The sequence below is a fragment of the Nocardia sp. NPDC003963 genome (genome assembly GCF_053605105.1).
The window spans coordinates 57,835-71,765 of the sequence record NZ_JBSGIP010000006.1; the positions used below are offsets into that span (position 1 = coordinate 57,835).

16 protein-coding genes are annotated in these 13,931 nt (G+C 66.6%); 14 read left to right on the forward strand and 2 right to left on the reverse strand.

Translation table 11 applies throughout. The annotated features are described in order from the left end of the window. Positions 1-45: 45 nt before the first annotated feature. The 10 genes from ACWEWT_RS15000 to ACWEWT_RS15045 all read left to right on the forward strand — a co-directional run bounded on the left by ACWEWT_RS15000 (position 46) and on the right by ACWEWT_RS15045 (position 9,361). Positions 46-897 carry an SAM-dependent methyltransferase gene (locus ACWEWT_RS15000; protein WP_452559257.1) on the forward strand — a complete coding sequence of 284 codons (852 nt, stop codon included), beginning with the start codon at positions 46-48 and terminating at the stop codon, positions 895-897. A gap of 192 nt (positions 898-1,089) precedes the next feature. After that, positions 1,090-2,325 (forward strand): cytochrome P450, encoded by a 1,236-nt coding sequence (locus tag ACWEWT_RS15005; RefSeq protein ID WP_452559258.1) that lies wholly within the window; start codon positions 1,090-1,092, stop codon positions 2,323-2,325. 140 nt (positions 2,326-2,465) lie between these two features. Further along, positions 2,466-3,617 (forward strand): cytochrome P450, encoded by a 1,152-nt coding sequence (locus ACWEWT_RS15010; RefSeq protein ID WP_452559259.1) that lies wholly within the window; start codon positions 2,466-2,468, stop codon positions 3,615-3,617. 82 nt (positions 3,618-3,699) lie between these two features. After that, positions 3,700-5,511, forward strand: coding sequence for a hypothetical protein (locus tag ACWEWT_RS15015; protein WP_452559261.1), 1,812 nt, complete (start codon positions 3,700-3,702; stop codon positions 5,509-5,511). Further along, on the forward strand, positions 5,508-5,738 hold the full coding sequence (locus tag ACWEWT_RS15020; RefSeq protein WP_452559262.1) for a hypothetical protein: 231 nt from the start codon (positions 5,508-5,510) through the stop codon (positions 5,736-5,738). The genes ACWEWT_RS15015 and ACWEWT_RS15020 overlap by 4 nt, the downstream gene beginning before the upstream one ends. A 5-nt stretch (positions 5,739-5,743) precedes the next feature. Beyond that, on the forward strand, positions 5,744-5,908 hold the full coding sequence (locus ACWEWT_RS15025) for a hypothetical protein (RefSeq protein ID WP_452559264.1): 165 nt from the start codon (positions 5,744-5,746) through the stop codon (positions 5,906-5,908). 14 nt (positions 5,909-5,922) lie between these two features. Then, positions 5,923-6,759, forward strand: coding sequence for a hypothetical protein (locus tag ACWEWT_RS15030; protein WP_452559266.1), 837 nt, complete (start codon positions 5,923-5,925; stop codon positions 6,757-6,759). A gap of 212 nt (positions 6,760-6,971) precedes the next feature. Then, positions 6,972-7,619, forward strand: coding sequence for a DUF5753 domain-containing protein (locus tag ACWEWT_RS15035; RefSeq protein WP_452559267.1), 648 nt, complete (start codon positions 6,972-6,974; stop codon positions 7,617-7,619). A 91-nt stretch (positions 7,620-7,710) separates the two neighbouring features. Further along, on the forward strand, positions 7,711-8,241 hold the full coding sequence (locus ACWEWT_RS15040; protein WP_452559269.1) for a hypothetical protein: 531 nt from the start codon (positions 7,711-7,713) through the stop codon (positions 8,239-8,241). 310 nt (positions 8,242-8,551) lie between these two features. Continuing rightward, the gene (locus ACWEWT_RS15045) at positions 8,552-9,361 is read left to right on the forward strand and encodes an NUDIX domain-containing protein (protein WP_452559270.1); all 810 of its coding nucleotides are present in this window, start codon (positions 8,552-8,554) and stop codon (positions 9,359-9,361) included. Positions 9,362-9,415: 54 nt separating this feature from the next. On the opposite strand, the gene ACWEWT_RS15050 is transcribed toward ACWEWT_RS15045, so the two are convergent. Beyond that, on the reverse strand, positions 9,416-9,817 hold the full coding sequence (locus ACWEWT_RS15050; RefSeq protein WP_452559272.1) for a DUF397 domain-containing protein: 402 nt from the start codon (positions 9,815-9,817) through the stop codon (positions 9,416-9,418). After that, positions 9,814-10,668: a helix-turn-helix domain-containing protein gene (locus ACWEWT_RS15055; RefSeq protein WP_452559273.1), complete on the reverse strand. Its 855-nt coding sequence runs from the start codon at positions 10,666-10,668 to the stop codon at positions 9,814-9,816. Before ACWEWT_RS15055 ends, ACWEWT_RS15050 begins: the two co-directional genes overlap by 4 nt. A gap of 249 nt (positions 10,669-10,917) precedes the next feature. On the opposite strand from ACWEWT_RS15055, the gene ACWEWT_RS15060 reads away from it, so the two are divergent. From ACWEWT_RS15060 to ACWEWT_RS15075, 4 genes are all read left to right on the forward strand, one after another. Beyond that, entirely contained in the window at positions 10,918-11,790 is an 873-nt protein-coding gene (locus tag ACWEWT_RS15060) for a hypothetical protein (protein WP_452559274.1), read from the forward strand. A gap of 5 nt (positions 11,791-11,795) precedes the next feature. Next, entirely contained in the window at positions 11,796-12,371 is a 576-nt protein-coding gene (locus ACWEWT_RS15065; protein ID WP_452559276.1) for a hypothetical protein, read from the forward strand. After that, on the forward strand, positions 12,368-12,808 hold the full coding sequence (locus ACWEWT_RS15070) for a hypothetical protein (protein ID WP_452559277.1): 441 nt from the start codon (positions 12,368-12,370) through the stop codon (positions 12,806-12,808). The genes ACWEWT_RS15065 and ACWEWT_RS15070 overlap by 4 nt, the downstream gene beginning before the upstream one ends. A gap of 98 nt (positions 12,809-12,906) precedes the next feature. Continuing rightward, positions 12,907-13,596 carry a histidine phosphatase family protein gene (locus ACWEWT_RS15075; RefSeq protein ID WP_452559279.1) on the forward strand — a complete coding sequence of 230 codons (690 nt, stop codon included), beginning with the start codon at positions 12,907-12,909 and terminating at the stop codon, positions 13,594-13,596. Positions 13,597-13,931 lie beyond the last annotated feature (335 nt).

Below are 13,931 nucleotides of genomic sequence, written 5' to 3' on the forward strand. Positions count from 1 at the left end.
CCCCACTTCCGTGTCCGTCCAAACCCACCCACGGAGCCGCAGCAGATGCCCGCACCCGCACCCAGAACCCGTGTCCGCACGCCGGTCGGAGTGGACACCACCAGAGCCAGCATCGCGCGCGTCTACGACCACAGCCTCGGCGGCAAGGACAACTACGACGTCGATCGCGCCGCGTACGAGCAGGTCCTGAAGGTCGCTCCGCGGCAGGGTGATGTGTCGGTGATGCACCGGCGCTGGCTGCACCGTGTGGTGCGGCATCTGGCCAGCACCGCCGGTATCGACCAGTTCCTCGATATCGGGGCCGGCCTGCCGACGGCCGCGAATACCCATGAGGTCGCCCAGCAGCAGAATCCGGACGCCCAGGTCGTGTACGTGGACAACGATCCGGTCTGCATTGCGCACGGGCGGGTGCTGCTGGAGCAGAACGAGAACACCCGCTTCGTGGCCGGGGACCTGTTGGAACCCGGGACTCTGCTGGAGAACAGGGACATTTTCCGGTTTCTCGACCTGGAGCGTCCGATCGGGCTGCTCGTGTGCGGCCTGCTGCACCACCTTCCCGACACAGTGGAGCCGGCGCGAGTGATGCGCGATTACGTCGAGCGTCTGCCCGGCGGGTCGTATGTGGCGATCAGCAATTTCTACGATCCCGGCCCGGAGCACCCGGAACTGCATGACCTCGCCAAACGGCTGGAATTTGCCTTCGTCAACGAGGGTTTGGGGTCGGGCTGGTACCGCACCCGGAACGAGCAACTCGAGTATTTCGCCGAACTGGAACTGATCGAGCCCGGATTCGTCGAGCTCGAGGATTGGTGGCCGGTGGGCCCGCCGTTACGGGCGCGGTATCCCGAGGAGCGAGTGGTCTACGGCGGGGTCGGCTACAAGCCGTGGCGGAGCTGATCTGGGGCGCTGCCGTGTGAAGTCGCCGCCGATTCGGTGGTGCCGCGTGTGCCGCAGGGGGACACGCGCTTTCGAGATCGATGTATTGCTTGGAGTGTTGTTTTGAGCAGGTCGTTTGGGCGTTCGACGCAGGATCTAGCGGGGGATTCGGGGGTTGTTCAGGGGTCGCCGACGGCGCCGGACGGGAGGGCGGTGCCGTTGGCGGGTGCGGCGTTCGCTGCGGATCCGGATCCGGATCGGTTCTACGCCCAGATGCGGGAGTTCGGGCCGTTGGTCCCGGTTACATTGGACGATGACGTGCCGGCCACGCTGGTGACGGGACACGGCAAGGCGTTGGCGATCCTGCACGACAGCGAGTTCTACTCTGCCGACCCGAGGAACGGGCAGAAACACGTGCCCGGCGAGTGTCCGGTGCCCCCGGTGCTGGAATGGCGGCCGACCGCGGGGCGTAGCGCCGGTCCGGATCACGATCGGTTGCGGCGAGCGATTGTCGATGCCTTGGAGGGGGTGGGGCTGCACACGGTGCAGGCCCACGTGGAGGAATGCGCGATCGGGCTGATCAATAGCTTCTGCGAGAGTGGGCGGGCCGATCTGCGCGCCAACTACGCCGCGCCGCTCGTGTACGCGGCGCTGGGCCGGATCATCGGGGTACCCGAGGCGGCGAACGCTCAGCTCTATGAGGCACTCACCGAGCACATCACCGCGACCGATGCTCAGACCGCGGCCCGTGGGTACGAACTCGCTACCGCGGTGCTGGCCGAGGTGGTGGGCCAGAGCCTCATGCCGGTCGGCTGCGTGACGGAGCGGCTGCTCCACCATCCGGCCGGCCTGACCGACGAGGAGGTCATCCATCAGCTCGCGGAGCTCTACCTCTACGGTGCCGAGCCCACCACCTCGTTAGTGCTGAACCCGCTGCGGCTGCTGCTCACCGACGAGCGCTACGCCTCCGATGCCCTCGGCGGGGGGATGGGAATCCGCGACATGATCGAGGAGGCTCTGTTCCGCGATCCGCCGGTGCCGATCGGCTGCGTGCGGTACCCGACAGCGCCCCGCCTCGATGGTGACGGGGGCTGGCTCGTCGCGCATCAACCGGTCGCCATCGGTATCGGGGCCGCCAACAGCGACCCCGCCCTCCGCGCCAGCGAACGCACCGGTAACCGCGCACATCTGGCGTGGGGTGCCGGCAAACATCAATGCCCATCCATCGCTCTCGCAATGCTCATCGCCGCCACCGGGCTCGAACATCTCCTCGATGCGCTGCCGGAGATACAGCTGGCGATACCCGAAGACCAGCTCACCTGGTTTCCAACCCTGTTCCTGCGCGCTATGACCGCGCTACCGGTGACCTTCGCTCCTTCACCGCCGCTGGGCGCCCTGACCGCGCTACCCGTGACATTCCCTCCTGCTCCGCCGCTGCACCTCTCGTAAGGACCCATTCCGTGCAATCTCAGTCCAGTGCACCGCAAGTCTCGATCCCTGCCTCGTATCCCTCGATCGAAAAGTCTGAGCCGCGTTACTGCATGTACGACCAGGCATTCGCCCAAGACCCCCATAGGGTTTACGCGCAGATGCGGGCGAGTGGCCGGTCGCTGGTGCCGGTGCTGCTAGCCGAGGATGTGCCGGCGACCCTGGTGATCGGCTACGCGACCGCGAGGAAGATCCTCAACGACAATGACCGGTTCCCGGCCGATCCACGGGACTGGCAGAAGAAGCTTCCGGCCAAGCACCCGCTGCGGCCGATGATGGAATGGCGCCCCAACCCCCTGCGCACCGACGGTGACGAGCACGGCCGATACCGCAAAGCACTCAAGCGGGCCCTGTCGGTGATCGACCTGCATTACGTGCGCGCGGCCGCCGAACGCACAGCGATTTTGCTGATCAATTCCTTCTGCGAGGACGGCAGTGCGGACCTGGTCAGCCAGTTCGTCGTCCCGTTCACCACCTCGGTGCTCACGACCGACATCATGGGCTGCCCGCCGGAACTCCTCGGCGATGTTCTGACCGCCACGGCGGCCATGTTCGACACCGACGCCACCGTTGAGGTGGAGGCGATGCTGGGCAGCGCGCTGGGCGCGCTGATGGACTCCAAACGCCATCTCCCGGCCCACGCCGATGTGACGGCCAATCTCGTGCACACCGCCACCGATCTGTCGTTCGAGGAGAAGCTCAACCAGCTGGTGACGCTGCTGACGGCGGGGATCGAGGTGCCGCGCAACCATATCGCCAACACCGCCCTGCTGATGCTCACCGAACCTCGCTACCGGCACAACGAGGCCGGTTTCGCGCCGCTGGTCACCGACGCGATGGTCGAGAACCTGACCACCGATCCGCCGATGGCGAACTTCTGCATCAGCTATCCCAAAGCCCAAACCCTCATCGATGGGATCTGGCTGCCCGCGGACCAGCCCGTGGTGATCAGCATGGCCGCCTGCAACAACGACCCAGCACTTCGCCGCACCACCGCCCGCGACTGGGATTACGGCGGCGGCAACGGCTGGCATCTGGGACACGGACTCGGTCGTCACCGCTGCCCCAGGAAAGCGAGCGAGTCCTCGGATCTGATGGTCGGCGAGGCTCTCGGCCAGGTCTTCGACGCGCTACCCGACATGGAATTGGCCGTCCCGATCGAGCAGCTCAACTGGCGGCCCGGCCCGTTCCACCGGTCTCTCACCGCGCTACCCGTGACGTTCCCGCCGTCACCGCCGCTGCCCGTCCCGTAGCCGCAGCGGCGCCGCCGGCCCCTGATCCAACCAGTTCGAACCATCAACCGCTCGGTTGAGCCACCGAAATGAGTTGTGCACCATGACAATCACTACAACCGCCATCACCCCCATCGGATACCAGGGAGACGACGCCACCGTCACCGCGCTGCGCGAGACGATCTACGGCCCTCACCTGGCCACTCACCGCACAGCGCGTGAGACGATCATGCGGCTCGGGGATGTCCCGCCGGATAACCTCACCTACACCGAGGAGACCGGGATCGGCCCGGACCTGCTGCGCAAGCTGTTGTCCGAGATCGGTCTCCCGGCCCGGGAGCTGGCCGCCGACACGCATCTACGGGGCGCCTACGGCGACGGTGCCGCGGTCGGTGCACCGCACCTGCTGACGGTGTGGACCGGTCACCATGATCTGGCGATCGGTGCCCTGCTCGCCCACGGCACCGGCGCGGAGTATCAGCGGGAATTGCTGGCCGAGCTGGATACCGGCGCGTCCACCGGCGTGCTCGCCCTGACCGAATTCGGCGGCACCAACGGTGCCGACCAGCAGATGATCGCCGAATGGGACCCGCCGGCGGACGGGTACTGGCTGTGGTCCCCGACGCGCGGGTCGATCAAGGGCCCACCGAATTTCGCGCATCTCAAGGACCCGAAGATCGTGGTGTTCAGCGCGCGACTGATGGTCGAGGGCCGCGACGAAGGCATCTTCCTTTTCGCCTCCCGCCTGCGCGCGACCGGCGGGAAACTGGCCGACGGCGTCACCATCGGCACAATGTCGAGCAAGCTCGGCGCGGCGATGGATCACGGATGGGCCCAAGCGCACCGATTGTTCATCCCCCGCGATGGATTTCTCGGCGGGGCGTGGGCCTGGTTCGACGGCGAAGGCGCGTTCTGGTGTGAAGAGGCAGATGTGCGGCAGCGGTGCCACCTCTCGCTGAGCCCGCTGATCGGCGGCCGCCAGGACCTGGCGACCGCCAATATCGCTTCCGCCCTCGCCGGGGTAGCCGGGCTGGTCAACTATTCTCGCCAGCGGCCGCATGGCCATAGCGATATGTTGCAGCGTGGCCTGGTCACCTCCGCCGCCCATGCCTACGCGGGCGCGGTGCTGGGCCGCATGGTCCGTGACCTGAGTACCGATCCCGCCCAGCAGCAGCGGCTGCCGTTGTGGATGATGGTCGTCAAACCCACCCTCACCACGATCGCGGAGAAGGCACTGCGGAAATCCGCTGCTCTGCTGGGTGCACAGGGGCTGTTGCGCTGCAACTATTATCCCGACTGGCATGCCAACGCCGTCGCTTCCAAGATCGCCGAGGGCATCAACGATGTCCTCGAGAAATCCGCAGGTCGGGGCCATCACGCGCTGTCGACATTGCGCCTGCCCGGCACCCCGGACACGCGGCCGTGGTGGCTGGAGATGATCATCGCCCGCGAGCAGACCCTGTCCAGCGATCTCTACACCGCCACCGGTATCGAGCAGGGCGGCGAGGACTACGAACCGGAGGGGATGGCGCTGGGGATCGACTCGACCCGGGCCGATCTCGCACACACGGCCGGGACCCGGCTCGTGGTCACCGCCGCCTTGATCGCCGCGGAACAGAGCACCGATCCGCTGGCGGCCACGGTGACCGAAGCGTGCGCCGCGGTCGTGGCTCTGACCTTCCTGGCCCGCAATAGCGACTGGTACAACGCCCACCGGATGCAGACCCCTGAACAGGCCGACGCGGTGCACGCCGAACTGCGCCGCCACCGCGTGATCGTGTCCGCGAACCAGGTTTCGCTGGCCGCATCCTTCGATACCCCCGAACTGCCCGGCGCGCCCGTTTTCGCTCCGGACTTCTTGCAGGCGTGGAGCGACCGCGCCGGCTGGGACGAGACCACATTCGCGGCACAGTGAACGCGCCCATCGATCCCACCCGGGTCCGTGGGTCGCATCGCGATCTGTGGAATGCGTGGCACGCCGCGTGCGAGCAGGAGCCCACGTTCGCCTGTTCCGGGGAAGCGGACTTCGTCCGCCGACAGCACGGCGGCCACGGGCCGGAGTGCATACAGCTCACCGCGGCCCTCGCCTACCTCAGCGGCCTGACCGACGACGCCGATCACGAATACAACCCCGCCTGGTGATGATCGTGAGCTCGCTTGCCATCCACCAACTACTCACTCTGTACCACGCGCCCCCGGACCGAGTCGGACCCCGTCCCCGCACCAGCCGACCGGGGTCGGTGACCACCGCCGGGCCGCAGCCACGGCAGCTCGACGATCTGCCCGGCGCCCCAGAGGCCGGTTCCTATTGAAAGGCAGGAATTCCATGTCTCACGGCCGTCATCCGTTCAGTACCAACCAGAGACGGATCTTCGAGGTCATGGCCGACGGAGGGCGGCATTGGGCTCAGGAGTTGTATCAGCGGCTCGGATTTCCCCGCCGCCACAGTGCGGCGCAAACCTTGGGGTGGATGGGCCGCAACGGCTACATCCAGCTCGCCGACACCGACAACCTCGTGGTCATCGGTCCCGATCGCACCGACCGCGTCTATATGCTCACCGACAAAGGCCGCATGGCGGCCGACAACCTCGACCTCGGCCACGAGTGGTACTTCGACGAGCCCTGCCCCGCCCACCTCGACAGTCGACCCGGTGCCGATCCGGCATCCGCCGGCCCGCTGATCACCATGGTGTGCGTGGCTGCGCTCACCACCGAGAGTGAACTCGTCGTCCTCGAACGCAGCGACTACCCCGGCGAGCCGACGCTGCTGCACCTGCCCGGCCGCGCCGTCGGCGGCAGCGAAACCCCGGCCCACGCCGCCGAGCACGCGCTACGAACCCGAACCGGCTACACCGCCACGCAATGGACCAGTCTCGGAACGGTGTGGCCTCTGCCGGGCAGCTACGCAGTGCAAATACACAGGTTCCTGGCCACCGGCCTCACCGAACAGGACCGAAATCGCCCCGACGACACCGACACACCAGCGGTGACGGTGCGGCATATGTCGATCGAGCACGCCGCTACGGAGGCCACCGTCGCCGGGGGACGCCTGCGGTGCGCCCCGTCGGCCCAGCTGGTGCTGACCCTCGCACGCCACCACCGCCCGGAGCCCGGCGACATCGCCCTGGAACTACTCACGCCCATAACCGAGACCCGCAGATGAGGCCCTGCGATAGATGAGGCCCTGCGATGTGGCTTCTTCGCCGGGGCGCGCGGGAGCCCATCTGGCCCAGCAGTTCCCGGGCGTCCCGGAGGCCATCCGCCGCCAGTCGGTCACCAACTCGCACCTCCAACGGCCGCACCCTGATCACCGCGATCACCACGGCCTGAAATCCGCATTCATCAACCCCTGCACTCGCCGAAGGAGCCCCTGTCATGGAATCGGCCACCGCCGCGCCGCACAGCCCGGAGATCGTGGACTGGGACGATTACACTCTGCCTGAACTGCAAGACCGCACCCACAGTCTCGAAGCAGGAGCGGAGGATATCCGGGGCTATGACCCGGATCTCCTCCCCGGCCAGCTACAAACCCGTGCATATGCCGCCGCGGTATTGCGCGTGTGCCAGCAGCTCAGCGGTCGCCCGATCGACTACACCGAGCTCGAAGAGGCAGTGGCGGCACGGATGGCGCGGCAATCCGACTGGCGGGCCGGTTCGGGATACGCGCGTTTCGTGATCGCCGAGCAAGCGCTCTACACCACCGTCGGCAACCCGGCGGTGATGGTCGCCCAGCTAGAAACGTTGCTGGAGATTCTGGAGCTGGACGGTGGACTCGTGCTATCCGTCGTCCCCCGCGACGCCCCGCTGGTAGCACCGGCCACCAATTTCACTTTCTACGACGAAACCACGGTCACAGTGGAAACGATGACCTGCCAGATCACCGTCACCGATATACAGGGCGGGGCCGGCTACGAGGCCGCGTTCGATCGGCTCGCCGCCCACGCGGTCACCGGCGACGCAGCCGCGGCCCTGATCGAAACCGCACTCGCCCACCACCGCCGGGCGGTCACCGGTGACGAATGAGGACACCACCGCAGAACCGTGGCCGGGCACCGAGGTCTCTGGTCCGCAGCCAACCGTGAGCTCGGCTGAGCCGACAGATCGGCTGCCGGATATGAACCGGCTGTTGACGCTGTGGCACGACCCCGGCATCAAGGGCAACGATCTGGAAGAGGCCACACGAGGCATGGCCTCGGTGTGGCGGAACTGCGTGCGGGATTCGGATTGCAGGATTCCGGCACCCGGCGACCCATGGATCGCCGACCCGGCAGTGAGGACTCGCGCTCGTGAGTGGTCCCGGGCCATGGTGGGTGTGGTCGACGACACCGTGTCCTGGATGCTCGGAAACGAACCAGACACTGCTGTGCTCGTCGATGACGAGTACGACGACATAGTCACCGTCGGCGAGATCATCGACCGGATCGCGACCGCCACTGTCATGATCGATGTGTGGCCACCCCAGAGTGGGCCGTGCCCCCTGATCTCGGGACTCAAAACATTCGGACGACGTTTTGACCGGCTGGCCGCCGACCTGAACGCCGGGACCGAACCCCAACCTCGCCGACGCTCGACCGGACTGCCCCCGGTCCCTCGACCACAACGCATCCAGGTCTTCACGGTCCCCTTGGTGCCGCCATTGATGTGAACGACCGCGCCGGCACACGGGAATCCGGCGGATCAGCAGACCCAGCACCGCGGATTCGACTCCCCGACAAGACAGGGGTTGGGTGAGTACCGAGTCTTCGGTGGCCTCATGGTCGCTGCGTCCGTCAAGGTGACGAAACCTCCTGTATCCCACCTGCCGGACTGCGCACGGTAAGGCGGGATTCTGCCGATCGTGTTGCGGTCCAGGGGTGGACCGGCTGTCCTCTCATCCTTTTCCTCTCCTTCGGGTTGGTCGCTGTTTCCGGCTCTGCCGCGGCACCGTATCCGAATCCCTATCGAAAGCAGGTTCTGTGACTCACGCCCGAAAACCGTTCAGTTCCAACCAGCGGCGAGTCCTCGAAACTATGGCCGATGGGGGCCGGTACTGGGCCGAGATGCTGTACAAGCAGGTCGGCTTCCCACGCCGCCACAGTGCCGCGGCGGCGCTGGGCTGGTTGCACCGCCACGGCTACGCCCGCCCCGCCGATACCGACACCATCGTCGTCCTCGGTATCGACCGCACCGACCTCGTCTATGTCCTCACCCAGAAAGGGCATACCGCGGCGGCGAACCTCGACGCGGGCATCAGCTCCGACGACGAGGACGGCCGACAGCGCGGTCCCCGGCACATGGGCGATTGGTCCGAGGCCCCGGACACCCTTCGCGTGGCCGCCATCACCGGGGGCCGCGAGATCCTGCTGGTCGAGCGGCCCCACTATCCGGCGCCCCGCCCCCTGCTGCAACTACCCGGCGGCGGGTTCGCCGGCGAGATCTCCGAAGAGGCCGCGCAGCGCGTACTACAGGCCCAGACCGGCTACACCGCAACACAGTGGACCTATCACGGCATGAGCTGGCTCATGCCCGGACTGGCCAGCACCGGTGTGCACCTGTTCACCGCGACCGGACTCACCCGAGACCACGAAAACACCGAAGTGCCGACGGTGACAATGCCGTTCAAGCACGCCGTCGATGAAGCGACCCGGGCGGACGGGCGACTGCGGTGCACACCCTCGGCCCATCTCGTCCTGATGCTTGCTGTTGCCCAGCAACATTGTTCGGAGAGCGGACCGAGGTCGATGATGTCCACCAAGAATATCGATGCGGCTACAGATCGGCGCTGAGCTGGTTGTCAGGGTGACCGGAGGTGCACGCCCTCCGGTCACCCCGGCAATGGTTTACACGGAGGCCATGGTCGGCAGGGAAAGTTCGCCGTCACGCACGGCGCTGAGGAATGCGTCCCATTCGTCCCGGGTATAGATCAGCCGGGTGCCCGCCTCGTCGGTCAGGGAGGTTTGGCCGGTGGGCGCATGGTGTTCGATTGCCGGTATGCGGGTGTCGAGGGCGCCGGGGTGTTCGCCGAGAGCGGCAGCGAGGAATTGAGGCCAGACGTCGGCGGGTACGGCGATGACCGGTCGCTGGTCGGCGGGTCCGGTGTATTTGGTGTCGCGGACGAGCACGGGGTCGGCGTCGGTGTTGACTTCGACGCAGGCGGCACCGTGGTCGGAGTAGGTGGATTTGTGCCAGCCGAGCGGCTGGGTGGCGCGGCGGGTGGAGGGGCTGGACTGTGTGTCGCTCAACGTAGGTGTTCCTTGATCATCGCTCGTGATTCGTCAGCGCTCAGCGTTTGTGTCAGAGCGTGCCCGTAGGCGTAGATCAGACTGTTGACCTCGGATTCGTCCTCTACGACATCGGCTTTCGTCGGTGTCTCGGACCATCCGAGGGTCGGTAGCTGCGGGCTGTCGAAATCGAGCAGGTGGAAAGTGGATCCTCCGAGGGCGGTGCCCTCGGAAGCCGTGAACGGGATGATCCGGATCTCGATGGTCTCCGGGTGCTCCTCGATCAGCGATACCAGGTGGCGGAGTTGCTCCTGGAGAACATCGGGGCCGCCGGTTTCCTGCATGAGAGCGGCCTGGCTGAAGATTGCGGTCACGTGGAGCGGGTCCTCGCCGGTGAGCCGGGTCTGGCGTTGCATCCGGATCATCACGTGCTGATCGACCTCGAACGGGCGGATCATGGTGGAGGCGCCGATGATGGTGCGCGCGTATCCCTCCGATTGCAGTAATCCGGGGATGAGCAGGCAGTTGTAGCAGCGGATCGCGTGCGCGCCGTATTCGAGGCCGTACAGCCGCTGCAACTCCGGTGGGATCAGTGCCGGGTACTTCGTCCACCAGCCGCGGTTCTTGGTGGCGATCTCCCGGATCGACACCAGTTCGTCCTGCTCGTCGGGGTCGCAGCCATAGGCCCGGGCCAGCGCCCGCAGCTTGTCCTCGGTGAGGATGCTGGAGCCGTTGACCACCTGCGACCAGTAGGGCTGGGAGATGCCGACAGCTTTGATCACCTCGGCGTCTTCGAGCTGGGAATCGCGGCGCAGCCGGCCGAGTCGGAGCTTGAGCTCCCACTTCGCAACCGTGGGCGATGTCCGTGCCATACCCCGATCCTCCCTCATGCACGTCGCGGAGCGCACTCCGATGCCGAAAATTCACCTGTACTCAATGCTACGTGACTTGCTGCGATAATCGTTCCCGTTGACTCTGCAATTATTGCTGCTTACTCTTGCTTGTGTCGGTCGTCACCGGCCACCAGGCCCAGCCGATCGGCATTTCCGCCGCAGAGTGGTTCTGCGGCCGAGGCAGGGGTGATGCCACATGAACCTCGCAGCACAGTGGGAGGTGCGGTGATGTCCGCGATGTATGCGTACGTCCAACCGGAACTGATCAGTGCGTCGCCGCGCACCATCATCGAAGACCTGGAGGAGTCCGCCCGCGCCTTGGGCGGCTCGGTCTGGGGCCGCGTCTACGCCCAGGGACCTTCCCCAGCCAGCGAACTATGGTCACTGGTGGCGGCATTCGATCACGCCCACGGCGCCACCGTCGCCGCGGACCTGGAGCGCTTCGCAGAAGAATCCGGGACCGATCTGCGCGCACTGGTAACCGCGCCACCACCGACACCCGCCCTGTGGTCGCTACTGGACGCCCTGACCCACCCCGACGCCGGATACCTGCTCGTCCCCTCCCCGGACCACCTCGACGGCCTCGGGATCCCCAAAGCCGCGATCCAACGACTGATTTCACGGTTGGCACCGCAGGTCCACGTGGTTCACCTCGATACACGCCCCGCAGGCAGCCGCGGAATCGTCGCCGACATCGACATACCCGCCGCCGCACTGGCACAGGACATCGTGACGCTGCGAGTCCGGCAGCGCCTGCAACGCGCCGGACTCGTCGATATCGCCGGCGTGGTCGAGGAACTGCTCACCGAGATGCTCGCCGAGGCCGTCCATGCCTCCACACACACGCCCGGCGACCCGGATCACCTGCACATCCAGGTGCTGTGCCCACCGGAAACCACCACGGTGGCCATCGACGTGATCGAGACCCGTGATCACTCGAACGCCCCGATCGGTGACGGCCTGCAGCGGATCTGCGCACAGACCGGAGCCACCCCGCACCGGTGGCGCAGCGAGACCGGCGGCACCCTCACCCGCTGCCTTCTCCCCCTTCCCGATGCGCTGCGGCCCACTGCGCCACAGCCGACACAGCCGAAGAGGTGATCGCGATGGGACCTCACGCAACGACAGTGCTGGTCAGCAGCGTCGATGACTGCGCGCCGTTCCTGCCGCCCGAGGAGCTGATGGCGGCAGTCCAGGGCCACAGCGACTCCCGATCACCGATGGCGGTCCACGCCAGCCGACTGTCCGCTCTCTACCTGCGATGGATCGACGCGCCACCACACGAAGCCCGCACCCTGCACACGCAGATCGGGCAGCGGATCAGCACCATCGACGCCTGGATCCACGGGCTACTACCCCGACCCCTGGGCGGAGTCACACCGGGCACCGACTCGGTCGGCGGCGTCGTGGCCCGGGTCGCCGAAGCATGGGCGTGCGCGCATTGGGCCCTGCATCACGATGTCGACGAAGTGGAACGCCATCGCGCCTGGGACCACCTGGCCGAAATGCAGCTGGGCTACGCGGGATTGATACGCCTCGTACTCAACGGCCTGATCGTCCTGCCGAAATCCTGGCCCGGTCTCGGGTGGCCCGGCGTGACCACCCCGGCACGTGCTCCGGCTCCCGCGACAACTCCGCGTGAACCAACTGCTGAAACCCTTTCGGGAGGAAAAACCGTATGAGCACCTCCGTGCTTCCCACTAATCTATCCACCTGCGTCGCGATCTATCGCCGCGTCCACGGCCTCGATGCCCGGGTCACCAAGACCTGGCGCATCGTCGTACTCACCGGGAAGGTCGGCTGTATCCGGATGCCGGCCGCACTGGGGAACCTGGTCGCGACCGAACTTCAACGGCGCGGCCTTTCCACACCGATCATCGTCGACACCGCCTCCACGTCATGGCGCTTCCTCACTCAGCGTCCCACCAGCACGCCGCTGTTCGACCCCTTGTTCATGCACGGCGCGAAACAAGCCGGGTTCGGCGCCGAGATCTCGCTGCCGACCCCGCGTAGTGCGAGTCGGTATTGGGAGGTGGCTCCGGTCGGAACGCAGCGGTTGCCGAGCGAGACGGTCGTCGATATCGCCCTCGCCCAAGCCGGTTCCCGGGTCCCCTTGTGAACTCACGTCCGCGTAGCGTCCGGCCGCCGTGGGACACCGCAACCGCCCGTGTACGGTCGGCCGGAGTCGCCGAAATCGCCCGGCCCGAGGGCGTCCGGATGCTCATGGTCCGTCACGGCGAAGCCCACTGCAATATCGACGGCGTCGTTTCCGAGGCCGACGACTGCCAGGGACTGACCCCGCCCGGCCGTGTCCAGGCCGATGCCGTCGCGTTGGCGCTGGCCATCGCCCAGCACAACATCGCTGCCGTCTACACCTCACCCGCGGCCCGCGCCGTGCAGACCGCGGTACCGATCGGCGAAGCGGTCGGCGCCCCGGTGATCCCGGAGCTACCCGGCCCGGTGTTCGGCCAGGCCCGAGGCCGAGCATGGGAGGACGTCCTGGCCCGGCTCGACTTCCCGATAGAGCTGACACCGGACACACCCGTGGCACCCGACGCCGAACCGTGGTCGGCCTGGGTGAATCGCGTCGGCGTGAATCTGGACGACCTCGCCGACAAGCATGTCGGTCAGACCGTGGTCCTCGTGGGCCACGAAGCGTCGGTCCAAGCCGCGGAGCAATGGATTCACCGCGGCCCCCGCAGCCCGCACTATCGCGTGATGGTCGTGGATTACGCCTCGATCACCGAATGGGAGCAGTGCGCAGTCGGCACCGCCGCCCGCCGGCAGTGGCTGTGGAGGCGCAACCGGCACAACGACATTGGACACTGCGCCGCGCCCGCCCACGGGGAATGTATCCGTACAGGCTCTTTCTCGCCGCCGACAGTGCCGCCGCGTCGCCGCTTTTGAGATGTCCTGTGAAATCGCAGAATGCAGCATTTGTCCGACCGTGCCGGAACCTTGCGGTCTCGGTACCGAGTCGGTCCAGGACGGACGTCGAGCATGTACTGTTCACCGGCGAGACCGCTTGGCGGCGTGTGTCTACCGAAAACCCTGTCGCTGCCGCGGCCGCCCGTGCTATGCAGGTACCCCGTGCCGAGCTGGTCGAGCCGTGGTTGCGGGCACATTTATGTGTCGGGGAAGCTGCCGCAATTCGTGGCTGGCGGCGAACTCGAAGGTCTTGGCGATCGTGTGGCGTCCTGCTGTTCGCGTCATGCGGAGCTACTTCCTGGTCGAGTCAAACG